General features: G+C 72.9%; 15 protein-coding genes and 1 riboswitch. Of the genes, 13 read left to right on the top strand and 2 right to left on the bottom strand.

The annotated features are described in order from the left end of the window. Positions 1 to 175 precede the first annotated feature (175 nt). Positions 176 to 1036: a serine protease gene (locus tag ACFYMO_RS15445; RefSeq protein WP_366773133.1), complete on the top strand. Its 861-nt coding sequence runs from the start codon at positions 176 to 178 to the stop codon at positions 1034 to 1036. A 99-nt stretch (positions 1037 to 1135) separates the two neighbouring features. After that, positions 1136 to 1987: a serine protease gene (locus ACFYMO_RS15450; protein WP_388546717.1), complete on the top strand. Its 852-nt coding sequence runs from the start codon at positions 1136 to 1138 to the stop codon at positions 1985 to 1987. 119 nt (positions 1988 to 2106) lie between these two features. On the opposite strand, the gene ACFYMO_RS15455 is transcribed toward ACFYMO_RS15450, so the two are convergent. After that, positions 2107 to 3141 (bottom strand): chitinase, encoded by a 1035-nt coding sequence (locus ACFYMO_RS15455; RefSeq protein WP_388546720.1) that lies wholly within the window; start codon positions 3139 to 3141, stop codon positions 2107 to 2109. Positions 3142 to 3375: 234 nt separating this feature from the next. Between ACFYMO_RS15455 and ACFYMO_RS15460 the strand changes: the two genes are divergently transcribed. From ACFYMO_RS15460 to ACFYMO_RS15495, 8 genes are all read left to right on the top strand, one after another. Beyond that, entirely contained in the window at positions 3376 to 4731 is a 1356-nt protein-coding gene (locus ACFYMO_RS15460) for an Nramp family divalent metal transporter (RefSeq protein ID WP_366773130.1), read from the top strand. A 159-nt stretch (positions 4732 to 4890) separates the two neighbouring features. Then, positions 4891 to 5853: a hypothetical protein gene (locus ACFYMO_RS15465; RefSeq protein WP_388546723.1), complete on the top strand. Its 963-nt coding sequence runs from the start codon at positions 4891 to 4893 to the stop codon at positions 5851 to 5853. Next, positions 5850 to 6581, top strand: a complete 732-nt coding sequence (gene cpaB, locus ACFYMO_RS15470) for a Flp pilus assembly protein CpaB (RefSeq protein WP_366773128.1) — start codon at positions 5850 to 5852, stop codon at positions 6579 to 6581. Before ACFYMO_RS15465 ends, cpaB begins: the two co-directional genes overlap by 4 nt. 7 nt (positions 6582 to 6588) lie before the next feature. Next, the gene (locus ACFYMO_RS15475) at positions 6589 to 8370 is read left to right on the top strand and encodes a CpaE family protein (protein WP_388546727.1); all 1782 of its coding nucleotides are present in this window, start codon (positions 6589 to 6591) and stop codon (positions 8368 to 8370) included. Between the two features lie 6 nt (positions 8371 to 8376). Then, entirely contained in the window at positions 8377 to 8820 is a 444-nt protein-coding gene (locus ACFYMO_RS15480) for a TadE/TadG family type IV pilus assembly protein (protein WP_366773126.1), read from the top strand. A 51-nt stretch (positions 8821 to 8871) separates the two neighbouring features. Beyond that, on the top strand, positions 8872 to 10239 hold the full coding sequence (locus ACFYMO_RS15485; protein ID WP_366773125.1) for a CpaF family protein: 1368 nt from the start codon (positions 8872 to 8874) through the stop codon (positions 10237 to 10239). 35 nt (positions 10240 to 10274) lie between these two features. Then, the gene (locus tag ACFYMO_RS15490; RefSeq protein ID WP_388547005.1) at positions 10275 to 11231 is read left to right on the top strand and encodes a type II secretion system F family protein; all 957 of its coding nucleotides are present in this window, start codon (positions 10275 to 10277) and stop codon (positions 11229 to 11231) included. Between the two features lie 4 nt (positions 11232 to 11235). Beyond that, a complete protein-coding gene (locus ACFYMO_RS15495; protein WP_366773123.1) occupies positions 11236 to 12126 on the top strand; it encodes a DUF5936 domain-containing protein in 891 nt (296 codons plus the stop codon). Positions 12127 to 12205: 79 nt separating this feature from the next. Here ACFYMO_RS15495 and ACFYMO_RS15500 read toward each other — a convergent pair whose 3' ends face one another. After that, positions 12206 to 12334 (bottom strand): transglycosylase family protein, encoded by a 129-nt coding sequence (locus ACFYMO_RS15500; RefSeq protein WP_366773122.1) that lies wholly within the window; start codon positions 12332 to 12334, stop codon positions 12206 to 12208. Positions 12335 to 12470: 136 nt separating this feature from the next. Next, positions 12471 to 12678: riboswitch (cyclic di-AMP (ydaO/yuaA leader) on the bottom strand. Positions 12679 to 13493: 815 nt separating this feature from the next. Between ACFYMO_RS15500 and ACFYMO_RS15505 the strand changes: the two genes are divergently transcribed. Genes ACFYMO_RS15505 through ACFYMO_RS15515 form a run of 3 tightly spaced genes read left to right on the top strand, consistent with a single transcriptional unit; the run spans position 13494 to position 15063 of the window. Continuing rightward, on the top strand, positions 13494 to 13697 hold the full coding sequence (locus ACFYMO_RS15505) for a hypothetical protein (RefSeq protein ID WP_019357641.1): 204 nt from the start codon (positions 13494 to 13496) through the stop codon (positions 13695 to 13697). Positions 13698 to 13750: 53 nt separating this feature from the next. Further along, the gene (locus tag ACFYMO_RS15510) at positions 13751 to 14431 is read left to right on the top strand and encodes a hypothetical protein (RefSeq protein WP_388546732.1); all 681 of its coding nucleotides are present in this window, start codon (positions 13751 to 13753) and stop codon (positions 14429 to 14431) included. 32 nt (positions 14432 to 14463) lie between these two features. After that, the gene (locus tag ACFYMO_RS15515; RefSeq protein WP_366773120.1) at positions 14464 to 15063 is read left to right on the top strand and encodes a hypothetical protein; all 600 of its coding nucleotides are present in this window, start codon (positions 14464 to 14466) and stop codon (positions 15061 to 15063) included. The last annotated feature ends 2 nt before the right edge of the window (positions 15064 to 15065 follow it).

Consider the following 15065-nt stretch of genomic DNA (forward strand, 5'->3'; position numbering starts at 1 on the left):
CGGCCGCGGCAACGCCGCCCGGCCGAACCGCCGTTCGGACGCCCCCGGTCGCCCGTGCGCCCCCGGAATCGTTTCTCCCGATTCCGGGGGCGCTCTTGTGGTGGCTGTCATCTGGCCCAAGAATGCACGGCGTCGGACCGAACGAACCTTCGGTATCAAGAGAGGAACCCCCACCGTGAACAGACCTCTCGCAACCTCCCTCTCCGCCGCGCTCTTCGGCGCCGCGGCACTCACCGGTATCGCCGCGGCACCGGCCGCCGCCGTCGACCACGACACGGCCGCGCACGGCGCGAAGGTGGCGGCAACGCCCTCCTTCGAGGGCACCGTCGCACTCAGCAACTGCTCCGGCTCGGTCGTCAAGATGCCCGCCTCGCAGCCCGACGACCCGGCGCTCGTGCTCTCCAACGGCCACTGCCTGGAGACGGGCATGCCCTCGCCCGGCCAGGTCGTCAAGGACCAGGCGTCCAGCCGCTCCTTCACCCTGCTGACGCCCAGCGGCGGCCGGGCCGGCACCGTCCGCGCCAGCAAGGTCGCCTACGCGACGATGACCGACACCGACGTCTCGCTGTACCAGGTGCGCTCCACCTACCGGCAGATCGAGTCCCGGTACGGCATCGAGGCGCTCGACGTCGACGCGGCCCACCCCACCCAGGGCCGCGACATCACCGTCGTCTCCGGCTACTGGCGGGAGAAGTACGGCTGCTCCCTCGACGGCTTCGCCTACCGGCTCAAGGAAGCCGGCTGGACGATGAAGGACTCCCTGCGCTACACCGCCGACTGCCGGACCAAGGGCGGCACCTCCGGTTCCCCGGTGATCGACAACGCCACCGGCAAGGTGGTCGGGGTCAACAACACCCGGAACGAGGACGGCGCGCGCTGCACCCTCAACAACCCCTGCGAGGTGGACGAGTCCGGGCAGGTCACCGTCCGCCCGGGGATCGGCTACGGCCAGGAGACCTACATCATCGCGCCGTGCGTGGGCGCGGGGAACGAGGTCGACCTCGACCGTGCGGGCTGCACGCTCCCCAAGCCCTGACGCCACCTGATCCGTGCGGACCGGGGGCCCGGCGCAGAAACCGCCACCACCGTCCCCGCCCCGGGGCCGGTTCTCGCACCCGAGATGAATGAGGAGTACATGAGAAAGTCCCTCGTCGGCACGGCCGCGGCGGCGCTGCTGAGCGCCGCCGCGCTGGTGGGCATATCCGCAGCCCCCGCCGCCGCAGCCCCCGCCCAGCCCACTGCCCACCGCACCCCCTCCTTCGAGGGCACGGTCGCACTCAGCAACTGCTCGGGCTCCGTGGTCAAGCTCAAGCACTCCCGGCCCGGCGACCCGGCGCTCGTGCTCTCCAATGGCCACTGCCTCCAGGAGGGCATGCCCGGCGCGGGCGAGGTCGTCGTCGACCAGCCCACCAGCCGCGACTTCACCCTGCTGGACGCGGACGGCAGCGACGCGGGGGAGATCCACTCCGACAAGATCGCGTACGCGACGATGACGGACACCGACATCTCGCTGTACGAGACCACCTCCACGTACCGGCAGATCAAGAAGAAGTACGGCATCGACGCGCTGAAGCTCGACGCCAAGCGTCCGCGCGCCGGTCGGGACATCACCGTCGTCTCCGGCTACTGGAAGGAGACCTTCGGCTGCGCGGTCGACGGATTCGCCTACCGGCTCAAGGAGGCGGACTGGACCTGGAAGAACTCCATCCGCTACACCATGGACTGCCAGACCAAGGGCGGCACCTCCGGCTCCCCGGTGATCGACAACCGCACCGGCAAGGTCGTGGGGGTCAACAACACCCACAACGAGGACGGGGAGCGCTGCACGCTCAACAACCCGTGCGAGGTGGACCGGAAGGGCGAGGTCAGCATCCGCTACCGGAACGCCTACGGCCAGCAGACCTACTGGATCAACCGCTGCTTCGGCCGCGGCAACCAGCTCGACCTCGACGCACGCGGCTGCGTCCTGCCGCAGCCGGCCGCGTAGCCCCTCGTCGACGGACGGCCGCCGAAGGGCCGTAGCAGGCCGGCGGCCGCGGGGCCCGCACACCGCCGCGCCCCCGGACCCGAGCGGGTCCGGGGGCGCGGCGCTGCCCGGGGGCCGGTTCAGGGCAGCGCGTGCACGCGCGGGCCCACGGTGCCCGACCAGGCGTTGCCGGCGCTTGCGTCCCACGCGGTCGACCAGGTCATCGCGCCGCGGATACCCGGCCACTGCTCGTCGGGCGTGAAGCTGCCGCAGCCGGTGCCCTCGGCGAGGCAGTCCAGCGCGTCGGTGACCACGCCCGGGTCGACGTAGCCCGATCCGGCGGCGCTCGGCGAGGCGGGGGTGCCGATGCCGACCTGCGAGGGATCCAGGCCGCCCTCGATCTGCACGCAGGCCAGCGCGGTGAGGAAGTCGACGGTGCCGGAGGAGTAGACCTGGCCGTCGCAGCCGAGCATCGAACCGCTGTTGTAGTACTGCATGTTGACGACGGTCAGGAAGCTCTTGATGTTGAGCGCCGTCTTGAAGTACTCGTTCTGCGGCGACTGCATGTCGATGGTCTGCGGTGCCATCGTGACCACCGCGTCGCCGCGGGCGGCGTGGATCGACTCCAGGGCCTTGGTCATGTAGGTGGCGTCCAGGCCGTTCTCCAGGTCGATGTCGACGCCGTCGAAGCCGTACTCGTCCATCAGCCCGACGATGCTGTCGGCGAAGGTGTCCGCCGAGGCGTCGCTGTTCACCGAGACGGCGCCCTTCTCGCCGCCGACGGAGACGATCACGGACTTCCCGGCCGCCTGCTTGGCGGCGATGTCGTCCTTGAACTGCTGATCGGAGTAGCCCAGATCGGGGTCGAGGGCGAAGTCGACCTGGCCGGGCGTGCCGGTCGCGTCGGCGAAGGCGACGGCGATGATGTCGTACTCGTCCTGCACCTCGGCGAGCGTCTGGACGGTGGCGCCGTTGTCGAAGTTCTGCCAGTAGCCGGTGACCGCGTGGGCCGGGACCTGGGAGGCGCCGACCCGGGGTCCGGGGCCGTCGGGGGTGCTCCCGGCGTGCGCCGCGGCCGGTCCGAGGGCGACCAGGCCGCCCGCGGCCAGTGCGGCCGAGGCGAGCAGTCCGACGAGGGGGCGCAGGGGGGAGCGGAGTCTTCCGGAACGTGCCACAACTGCCTCCGGTGTGGGGGATGGGAGGTGGGTGGTGCGCATGCGCCGTACAACCTGGTCCAGACCAATAGGGTTGTCAAGGCATCGGACAGCGCGCACCCGAGGCGCCCCGCCGTTCCCCGGCGCGCCCACCTCACGGCGCGCAACCCCTTGTGCTGATCGTTCGCAGGCGGTTTCATCGCCTGCGACCTGCACGGTCGTCCCACCCACGAGCGCGCGTTCCGCGGAGGCGTCATGGCAGCGGAGGAGACCGCACCCGGTACGTCCGGCAGTGCCGCACCCGGCACATCCGGCGGCACCGCACCCGGTACGGCCGGCGGTGCCGCACCCGCGGTGCGCAGGCCCAGTTGGAAGAAGATCGGCCCCGGTGTCGTCGTCGCGGCGACCGGAGTCGGCGCGGGCGACCTGGTCGCCACCCTCGTGGCCGGCAGCAAGTTCGGCTACACCCTGCTGTGGGCCGCCGTCATCGGCTGCATCGTCAAGATCGCACTGGCCGAGGCGACCGGCCGCTGGCACCTGGCCACCGGCCGCACCATCTTCGACGGCTGGCGCGGCCTCGGAGCCTGGACGACGGTCTACTTCGCCGGGTACGTCGTGATCTGGGGCTTCGTCTACGGCGCGACCGCCATGTCCTCCAGCGCGCTGCCGCTCCAGGCGCTCTTCCCGGACGCCCTGCCGCTGAAGGCCTGGGCCATCCTCACCGGGCTGGTCGGCCTGCTGTTCGTGTGGACCAACCGCTACGCCGTCGTCGAGAAGATCATGATGGCCTTCGTCGGCGTGATGTTCCTGGTCGTGGTCTACGTCGCGATCCGGGTCAGCCCCGACCTGGGCGACGCGCTCGCCGGACTCGTACCGGTCCTGCCGTCCGGCTCGCTGATCTACACCCTGGGCCTGATCGGCGGCGTCGGCGGCACCATCACCATGGCCGCGTACGGCTACTGGATCAACGCCAAGGGCTGGGCCGACAGCAGCTGGATGCGGATGATGCGGCTCGACAACCGCGTCGCCTACCTGACGACCGGCATCTTCGTCGTCGCCATGCTGATCATCGGCGCCGAACTGCTGCACTCCTCGCACCTGGCGCTCGCCTCCGGCGACAAAGGGCTGCTCGACCTCGAATCCGTCCTGGAGGAGCGCTTCGGCAGCTCCACCGCCACGCTCTTCCTGATCGGCTTCTTCGCCGCATCCTTCTCCTCCCTGGTGGGCGTGTGGCACGGAGTGAGCCTGATGTTCGCCGACTTCGTGGCGCGGATCAGGGCCACCCGCGGCGGTCCGGCCGAGGCGGGCGTCGCCCCGCTCGCCCGCGGCGAGCAGGAGCGCTCGCTGCCCTTCCGCGGCTATCTGCTGTGGCTGACCTTCCCCCCGATGATCCTGCTGTGGCTGGACCGGCCCTTCGGCCTGGTGGTGGCCTACGGAGTGCTGGGCGCGTTCTTCATGCCCTTCCTCGCCGCCACCCTGCTGTGGCTGCTCAACAGCGAGCGCACGCCCCGCGAATGGCGCAACGGTCCGGTCAGCAACGGCCTGCTGGGGGCCTCCTGCGTCCTCTTCCTCGTGCTGTGCGTGCAGCAGGTCCGCGACCTGCCCTGGTGACGCGGCCGGCCGGCGCCCCGCGGACTTTCCCGCCCCGGGGTTGGCGGGCCGGGTGGGGCGGGTAGTGGTTCGGCTGCGCCCAGTTGCGGGGAACGGTTCCCGGTGCGCGGGCCCATGGCTAGTGTGGTAGCCCGGTGGTGGGCTCCGGGGGAGGCTGATGTGTCGACGGCGTTAGCGGTCACCTGCCCCGACCACCTGCTCGCCGCCTCCGACCGGCACACCCCGCACGCCCACGTGCTCTCCCCGCCCGGGGAGCAGCCGCTGGACGCTGCGCTGGCCGAGACCCAGGGCCTGCTGGAGCGGCACGGCCACCTGGTCACCGTATTCCCCGCCACCCTTCCGCTGCGCCACCGGCACCGGCTGCACACCGTCCGCTCCTTGCTGGAGAGCCGCCGGATCGCCCTGCTGCCGGTCGAGTTGCCGCCGCTGGCAACCGGCGTGCTGGTGCGGCAGCTGCGGCAGCTCTCGCTGTGCGACTTCACCCCCGGAGTGCTGGGGGCCGCGGCCCGCCTGCTGACCCACTACCTGTACGCCGGCGCCGTCCTCGGATCGGTCGCCAAGCTGGACCGGGTCCCCGTCGGCGTCACCTCGCACGCCCGCTCCTGGCTGCCCGGCAGCCGGTTCGCCGTCCTGGCGGCGCCCACCCCCGAACTGGTCCGGCTCGGCACCCCCGAGGCGGACGCGGGCCTGACCGCGCCGCAGTTCGCCACGGAGCTGACCGTCGCCCCCGGCGGTCTCGCCGCCGACTGGGCCCTGCACACCCTGCCCGCCCGCTGGCGGGTCGGGCACGTACACCAGGCGCCGCTGCCCCGGGACTCGGCGGACTGGTGGGGCACGGCCCGGCTGACCGAGTTCGTGGCCGCCATCCCCGACGTCTCGGTCCTCTACCAACTGGTCGCCTCGGTACGGCGGGACGAGTGCCCCGGGTGCGGCCTGGAGTTGATCGGCGACCGCTGCGCGTTCTGCGCCGCCTCGCTGCCGCCCGCGCCTCCCGCCGCCTCCCCTTCGCACGCGTCCGCGGCCTCCGCCCACACCCCGGCGGCCTCCGCCCACTTCGCGGCTCCGTCCGCGCCCGCCCCGCCCGAGCCCGCCGTCGCCGACCCCCGAGGAATCCGTCCATGAACTCACGCCAGCGCCGCGGTGTCCTGCTGCTGGTCCTCTCGGCCCTGTGCGCCCTCGCCGCCTTCGCCGGAGTGCTGGCCGTCGTCCGGAACGTGGAGTCCAAGGTGGGCGAGGAGACGACGGCCTACGAGCTGAAGGAGGACGTGCCCGCCTACCGGACACTGGACAGCTCGCAGTTCACCGAGGTGTCCATGCCGAAGCGGTGGTTGCCCGCGACCGCCGTCACCGACCTGGGCGACATCCGGCGCAAGATCGCCGTCAATCCCCTCAAGAAGGGCTCGCTGCTCCAGTCGGACATGATGGCCGAGCGGCCCGAACTCGGGGAGGGCGAGCAGGAGATCGCCATCATGATCGACGCCGAGACCGGTGTCGCGGGGAAGATCCGTCCCGGCAACCGGGTCAACATCTACGCCACCTTCGAGGGCGAGCAGCGCGCGGGAGGCGACAGCCGCGGCAGCACCCCCTCCGAGTCCCGGGTCATCGTCAGCGGCGCCAAGGTCATCGACGTCGGCAAGCTCACCCCGCTCAAGGACGGCGGGGACCGCGACGCACGCGCCCGCGACCGCGACGGCGTGCCCATCACCTTCGCGCTCACCACCGAGGACGCCCAGCGCGTCGCCTACGCCGAATCCTTCGCCGAGCACGTCCGGCTCGCCCTGGTCGCACCGGGTGACGACACCGAGGTCCCCGAGGAGGACCGCATCTACACGCTCCCCGGAGACAAGTGAGGCCCCGATGGTCATCCGCATCCAGCCCGCCGTCAGCGACCCGGACGCCGCCCGCCCCCTCGTCACCCTGCTCAGCCAGCTCCCCGACGCCGAGCCGGTACCGCCCGCCGTCGACTCGGGGCAGCTGCTGGACTCCCTGGCCCAGCAGGCCGGCGAGGCGCCTGCCGAGCTGCCCGAGGTGGTGCTCGTCCACGAGCTCATCGGCCCGGTTCCCGCACTAAAACTGATCAGCCAGGTCGCCCTCCGGTTCCCCGCCGTCGCAGTCGTCCTGGCCACCCGGGACACCAGCCCCGCGCTGTACGCCGCCGCCATGGACGCCGGGGCCCGCGGCGTGGCCGGACTGCCCCTGAACCACGACGAACTGGCGGCCCGGGTCGGCGCCGCCGCGGCCTGGGCCACCGGCGTCCGCCGCCACCTGGGCGGTCCCGAGGGCGGCGCCGCCGCGCCGCCCGGCGCCGCGGGACCGGGCGGCGGCACGGTCGTCACCGTCTCCGGTGCCAAGGGCGGCGTCGGCACCACCCTGACGGCCGTCCAACTGGCCCTCGCCGCCCGCGCCGCGGGCCGCAGCACGGTGCTGGCCGACCTCGACCTCCAGTCCGGGGACGTCGCCTCCTTCCTGGACGTGCGCTTCCGCCGGTCCGTCGCCGACCTGGCCGGGATCGAGGATCTGACCCCGCGCGTCCTCCAGGACGCCGTCTATCCGCACGAGACCGGTCTCGGCCTGCTGCTCGCCCCGGACGAGGGCGAGCGGGGCGAGGACGTGGACGAGCGGACCGCCCGCCAACTGGTCGCCGCGCTGCGGTCCCACTACGAGACCGTGGTGCTGGACTGCGGCAGCCAGATGCACGCCGGGAACGCCGCGGCCGTCGAGGCGGCCGACGTCGCCCTGCTGCTGACCACCCCCGACGTGCTGGCCGTCCGGGGCGCCAAGCGGATGGTACGGATGTGGGACCGGCTGCGGATCCGCACGGTGGAGGAGACGGTCGTCGTCGTCAACCGGGCCTCGCGGCAGGCCGAGATCCAGCCGCAGCTCGTCGCCCGCATCACCGGCAGCCCGGTGGCCCGCACGACCGTGCCGGCCCACTTCAAGGAGCTCCAGTCCGCGCTGGACGCCGGGCGGATGCAGGACCTGGACCCCAAAGGCAGCGTGCGGCAGGCGCTGTGGGCACTGGCGGGCGAGCTCGGACTGGCCGCGGGGCCGGGCGGGGAGCCGCCGCGCGGCCCCGCGGCCCGGCGCCGGACCCGCGGCGGCGGCCCGGGCGGGGGCGGGGAAGCCGGACACAGACCCGCGCTCGCCCCGCGGGCGCGGCAGGCGCTGCCGCCCGGGCCGGCCTCCGGCACCGTGCCCTCGCCCGGCTCCGACCGGGGAGCCCTGGGCATCCCCCGCCGCCGGGTGCCACCGGAGGGAGCCGCCGGTCGGTGGGGCGGCGACCGCGGCTCGCTGACCGTGGAGTTCGCCGGGATGGCGCCGGTCGTGCTGCTGACCCTGGTGCTGCTGTGGCAGTGCGTCCTGATCGGCTACACCTTCACGCTCGCGGGCAACTCCGCCGACGAGGCAGCCCGCGCCGCCACCGCGGCCGCTGCCTACGGGGATCCGCGGAGCGCCTGCGAGGACGCGGCCCGCGCACACCTGCCCGCCAAGTGGCGTACCGACGCGGCGGTCAGCTGCACCCGCGGCGGCACCGTCTGGCAGGCCGACGTCGATCTGCGCACACCGCTGCTGTTCCCGGGCGGCGCGGGTCTGCCGTTCACGGTGAGCGGTGCGGCGGGCGCGGCGGAGGAGGGGTGAGGGGGCATGCCGGGGAGCGCCCGCCGGGAACTGCTCAGCCGCGAGGGCCTTCGGGGCCTTCGAGGTCTGCGGGAGTGCCGGGGTGTTCGAGGTCGGGCGGCCGACCGCGGCTCCAGCGCGCTGGAGTTCGCCGGGATGCTGCCGCTGCTGCTGCTCGTGGCGCTGGCGGCCATCCAGCTCGGCATCGTCGGCTACACCGTCCAGCAGGCGGGCACCGGCGCCCGGGCGGCGGCGCGGGTGGCCTCCCGCGAGGAGACGGCCGACCGGTACGCGGCGGGCGGCCGGGCCGCCATGTCCGACTGGACGGCGGCCCGCAGCAGCTTCACGCGCGCGGACGGCGCGGGCGAGGTGCGGGTCACCACGACCGTGTCCATCCCTTCCCTGCTCCCCGGGATGGACAGCCTGGGCTCCGCTTCCCGCTCCGCGACCATGCCGAGCGACCGCCGCTGATGAGCCGGATGACCGCCGCGACGGAAGGACAGGAATGAGCGAGGTCGGTCCATGAGTCTGCGCTCCCGCATCACCGGGCACCAGAACCCCGCGGCGGCCGGCGCCGCCGGAGCGCCGGGTTCCGCCGCCGACAGCACCGGCCACCTGGTGCCTGCCTACCGCGCCAAGCTGCTGGAGGAGATCGACCTCGCCGAGATGTCGGCGCTCAGCCCCGCCGAGCGCCGCGCCCGCCTGGAGCGGGTGCTCGGCCACCTCATCAGCCGGGACGGTCCGGTCCTGGCGACCGGCGACCGCACGCTGCTGATCCGGCGCGTGGTGGACGAGGCCCTCGGCCTGGGGGTGCTCGAACCGCTGCTGGAGGACGGCTCGATCACCGAGATCATGGTCAACGGGCCGGACCACGTTTTCGTCGAGCGCGGCGGGCGCGTCGAACAGGTGCCCGTACGGTTCGCCTCCGAGGAGCAACTGCTGCAGACCATCGAGCGCATCGTCTCCACCGTCAACCGCCGGGTGGACGAGTCCAACCCCATGGTGGACGCGCGGCTGCCGTCCGGGGAGCGGGTGAACGTCATCATCCCGCCGCTCTCGCTGACCGGCGCCACCCTCACCATCCGCCGCTTCCCCCGCGCCTACTCGCTCGGCGAACTGATCGGGCTCGGCACGCTGGACGAGCACATGCTCGCGCTGCTGTCCGCCTTCATCCGGGCCCGCTTCAACGTGATCGTCTCCGGCGGCACCGGCAGCGGCAAGACGACCCTGCTCAACGCGCAGTCCGCGCTCATCCCCGAACACGAGCGCATCATCACCGTCGAGGACGCCGCCGAACTGCAACTCCAGCAGCAGCACGTCATCCGGCTGGAGACCCGGCCGCCCAACGTGGAGGGCAAGGGCCAGGTGACGGTACGCGACCTGGTGCGCAACTCGCTGCGGATGCGACCGGACCGCATCATCGTCGGCGAGGTGCGCGGCGGCGAGACCCTCGACATGCTCCAGGCCATGTCCACCGGCCACGACGGCTCCCTGGCCACCGTGCACGCCAACAGCGCCGAGGACGCCCTGATGCGGCTCCAGACGCTCGCCTCCATGTCCGAGGTCGACGTCCCCTTCGCCGCCCTCCAGGACCAGATCAACTCCGCCGTCGACGTGCTCGTCCAGCTCGCCCGGCTCCCGGACGGCTCCCGCCGGATCGTGGAGATCGCCCTGCTGGCCTCGCACGGCCGCGAGGCCTTCCAGATCGCGACCGTCTCCCGGTTCGCGGCGCGGCCCACCGGCCCCGACGGCCGGGTGCACGGCACGTTCACCCATCTGCCGCTGCCCCGCCGCGTCGCCGACCGGCTCTATCTGGCCGGGGAACCGGTGCCCGCCGCCTTCGGCGTCGCCCACTCCGAGGACCAGCTCGCCACCCGGGAGGCGGAGTGACCCCCGACTCGCGCCCGCACGGCACGGCGCTCGCGCTGGACGCCGCCGCCGCGACCGCCCTCGGCGCCGCGCTCGCCGCCTGTGTGCTGGCCGCCGCCGGTGCGCTGCTCTACGCGTCCGGGAGGGCCCGCCGCCGGGCCCTCCTCGCCCGGCTCGACCGGGACGGCGGCATCGCACCGGTGCTGCCGCCCGGCACCGGCGGCGGGCGGCGCCGGTTCGCCGGAGTGGACCGGCGGGTGCGCGCCACCGGTGCGGGCCGCCGCCTTCAGGCGAAGCTCGCCGCGACCGGACTCGACCTCACACCCGGCGAGTACGTCGTGTACCTGACCGGACTGGTCGTGGTGCTGTGGCTGCTGGCGTCCTCCGTGCTCGCGCCGTTCTTCGGACCGATCGCCGGGCTCGTCGGGGTGCTGGCCGCCAACGCCTTCCTGGCGCACCAGCGGCAGCGCCGCACCGAGCAGTTCATCGGCCAGCTCCCCGAACTCGCCCGCATCCTCGCGAACGCCACCTCTGCCGGACTCGCCCTGCGCACGGCACTGGGCATGGCAGCCGAGGAACTGGAGGCCCCCGCGGGCGACGAGCTGCGGCTGGTCACCGACCAGCTCTCCGTCGGCCGCTCCATCGACGACGCGCTCAACGAACTCGCCGAGCGGCTGCCCTCACGCGAACTCGTCGTCCTGGTCACCACACTCGTCCTCGCCAACCGGGCCGGAGGCACCATCGTCGCCTCGCTGCGCAACCTCACCACCACCCTGGAGGAGCGCAAGGAGACCCGGCGCGAGGTGCGCACCATGCTCGCCGAGGTGAACGCGACGGCCTTCACCATCCCGCTGCTGGGCCTGGGCGCCATGCTGATGATGAACTCGATGATGCCCGGCGCCCTCGCCCGGGTGACCGGCAGCCCGGTCGGCCAGGTCGCCATGGTGGTGGCCGTCGGGCTCTTCGCCGCCGGGTTCCTCGTCATCCGCCGCCTCGGCCGGATAGAGGTGTGAGCGCGTGCTCGCTCTCGGACTCGCCGCGCTCTGCGCGCTCGCCGTCCTCGGCGCCTTCCTCGGCCTGCGGATGTACCGCGCGGAGGCCAGGCTCCCGCCCGACCTGGCCGTCGCGCTGGAAGTCGGCGCCACCCGCACCTCCACGGGAGAGGCCGCCGTCGACCGGCTCGGCATGCGGCTGGCGCCGCTGGTGCTGCGGCTGATGGGCCCCGAGCAGGTCGCGGCCAAGCGCCGCCGGATCGACCAGGCCGGCAACCCCGGCGGTCTCACGCTCCAGCGGTACGCCGCCCGCCGCGCCGTCTACGGCGCGTTCGGCCTCGGCATGGGGCTGGTGGGACTGTGGGCGGGCAGCCTCTTCTTCACCGCGCTCGTGCTGGCCTTCGGCTGGTTCGCGGCCGACCTCGCCATCCGGCAGGCGATCAAGGAGCGGCGACGCGTCATCGAGCGCACCCTGCCCGACTTCCTGGACGTGCTGGCCGTCGTGGTCTCCGCCGGGCTCGGCTTCCGGCAGGCGCTGGAGCGGGTCGCCGACCGCTACCGGGGGCCGTGGGCCGACGAACTGCGCATCACACTCCGGCAGATGGACATGGGCGTCAGCCGCCGCCAGGCCTTCGACGAGCTGCGCGCACGCAACGCCAGCGACGAGGTCGACCAGTTCGTCACCGCGCTTCAGCAGGGCGAGGAGCTCGGCGCCCCGATCGCCGAGACGCTCATCCAGATCGCCACCGACATGCGCCGCACCGACGCCCAGAACGCGCGCCGCAAGGCGGCCAAGACCGTGCCCAAGGCCACCATGACCACCATCGCCTTCCTGCTCCCCGGCACCCTCATCCTCATCGTCGCCACCTTCGTCCTGGGCTCCGACACGGACTTCGGCGCGGTGCTGGGCGGCTGAGCCCGGCCGGCGCGGACGGCCGGGGAGCGCACCGGCCCCCGGGCCCGGGACGTGCTTGGTCCGGCAGCTCCCGGGCCGGTCAGGGACCGGGCCGGTCAGCGTCGGTCCGGTCGATTCCCGGTCCGGTCGACCGGGATGACTGTGGGCCGCCGTAGTAGCAGTTGCCGGTGTAGGCCTGCCAGTTGCCGCTCGACTCGCACTGGGCCACCTTGCCTCAGGTCTCGACGGAAGGGGCGTCGGCGTTGCCGGTCGCGAACAGCGGCAGCACGACACCGGCGCCTCCTGCGGTCAGCGCCAGGACGGCACTGTGCCGGAGGCGGTTCCGGGCATGCTTCCGGACATGGGGAGTCCCTCTCCTGCGCCTGCGAGGTGAGCTGTCCGATTCGGGCCGGAGCAGTAGTCCGGCCGCGACGTCCGCCTCTCCGGCGGCACCGTCACGACTTCACCCCAAACCCTCGGGGTATCGGTCCCGCAGGGCGCCCACCTGGATTCCCCGCTCCTGTCGACGGTGGTTTCTCGCAGGACAGCGGCGGGATTCGGCGTCCGGCACGAACTGCCGCACACCGGGCGCGACAGCTCGGGCATCTTAAGCACGCACATTTCCGGGCACAAGAAGACGACCGCCGGGCCATCTCAGCCCCGATTCAGCGGGTTTCACGCCAGGAATGTATTTCCTGATCGCATACCCGGGCTGTCGGGAACAGTGCTGTGCGACGGGAAGGAAACAGGAGGACTCTTGTTGCCGGAGCCGTCGTGAGCCGACTCACGGCGCTGCGGACCGCCCACCCGCTTTCCGTATGTGAACCCGGGGGAGGGTTGGCTGTGCGGTGGGGGGCAGTCGGCTGTATGTCCGTTGCGTTACGTACGGGGCTTATGTCGTGCGGGGAAGCGGGGTTGCGAAGGGGGTGCGCGGGGCATCTCGCTCGCTATGGTGAGGGTCGGTGCGTCCACAGCCCGCATCTGCTCAACGCGCGCACTCAGCACGGGGGTTCCCCGTGTCGCACGGCTCGCCCTGTCGCCACGGTCCGTCGAGAGGAGGCGGCGTCGGTCCATGTCCGGTTTACTCCCCGCCCTCCCCGCCGCCCGGCGTGCCGGAACGTGCCCGTCCGCGCCCGGTGCGGCCGCGGTCACGGCACCTGTTGCCGTCCGCCCCTTCGCCGTCGCAATGAGTTGTGGCACAGTCTGCACTCGGACAGCGACTGTTAGCTACACCGCGGGGTACCGGCAGGAGGGGGCCGAGGTGACACCACGCCGCTGCCGCCCCGGCGCCGGCCGCCGTGCGGGGCGGGTGGGCCCGAAGGTCCGGAACGACACGGGGGCGTATCCCTCCAGGGGTACCGAGTCAGCCAGCTACGGAGGAGAGCCCGATGCCGAACGGCACGCGCGGACGCATCCGCACCCGCCTCGCCCTGATGCGGGGCAGGGGCGGGGACCGGGGCGCCAACTCGATCGAATACGCCGGGATCGTCATCCTCGTCGCGGGCATCATCCTGGCCATCCGGGCGCTGGGGCTGGACTCGCTGATCTCGGGCGCCATCATCAACGCGGTGACCGCCGTGCTGGGCGGCTGAGCGCGCGCCGTCCGTGCGGCGACGGCGGCCAGACGGTCCTGCTCTACGGAGCGGTGATCGCCGGGCTGCTGTTCCTCGCCTTCGCCTTCTTCGCCGTGGCCCAGGCGGCGACCGTGCGCAACGGCGGCCAGACGGCCGCTGACGCGGCGGCGCTGGGTGCCGCCGAGGACGATCGTCGGCAGTTCTTCGACGGATTCCTGGACGCGGTCGAGGCCGCGCGGGGCTGGCAGGACTGGTTGGCCGCCGGGGCCCCGCTGACCGGCGACGGCTGCGGTGCGGCGGCGCACTTCGCCGACCGCAACCGTTCCGACCTGCTCACCTGCGATCCGGTCACGCGCGACGGCGACCTCGGCTACCGGGTCGGGATCGAGACGCGGTTCGACACCGGGCGCACCATCGTGCCCGGCGCGGACAACAGGACGGCCAAGGCCACCGCCACCGCGGTGCTCCGACCGCGCTGCGTCGCGGACGGCCCCGACGACGACGGCACGGGCGACGACGGCACCGACGGCGGCACCGACGGCGGCGAGAGCGAGGACAACGGCACAGGCACCGGTGGCGGCGACAGCGACGGCGGTACCGGGGACGACAGTGACGGCAGCGACGACACCGACGGGGACAGCGCCGAGGAGATCCGGCTGCGCTGCGACGGCGAGGACCTGACGATCGACCCCGAGCACGCGGGGCGCGACCTGAAGCCGTCCGACCTGTTCTCGGTGGTGCTGGTCGAATGACGAGCGAACGACGAACGAGAGTCGAGTGGTCCATGAATCATCGGCGCGTCCTGCGGGTCCGCAGGACCATGACCGCGGTGGCCCTTGCGGCCGGACTGGCCTTCACCGCCGGGTGCGGCGGGGGCGACGACGGCGGCGGCGACGGCAAGCAGCCCCGGTCCTCCGAGCAGGCCGACGGGAGCGGCGGCGGCTCGGACGGCGGACGCTCCGGCGCCCCCGCGGACGGCGAGCCGCTGGCGGAGGTGCGGGGCGGCGAGGACATCACCCTCACCATCACCTCGGCCCGCCGTGAGTCGGGCGGCTTCGTGACGGTCAGCGGCAAGGTGACCAACGGAGGCGGCAAGGCGTGGGTGGCACCCGGTTGGGAGGGCGACGAGTCCGAAGTGGCGCTGCGCAACAAGCTGTCGGTCGCCGGTGCCAAACTCGTCGACAAGAAGGGCAAGAAGCGCTATCTCGTCCTCAGGGACACCGAGGGCAAGTGCCTGTGCACCTCGTTCGGCCAGCCGGTGCTCGCCGGGAAGTCGAAGACCTGGTACGCGCAGTTCCCCGCCCCGCCGGAAGGCAATGACGAGGTCGAGTTCCAGATCGCGGACATGCCGCCGGCCGGTGTGACGATCTCCGAAGGGGAGTGAGG

The sequence above is a fragment of the Streptomyces sp. NPDC007025 genome (assembly GCF_042869455.1).
Lineage (GTDB): Bacteria > Actinomycetota > Actinomycetes > Streptomycetales > Streptomycetaceae > Streptomyces.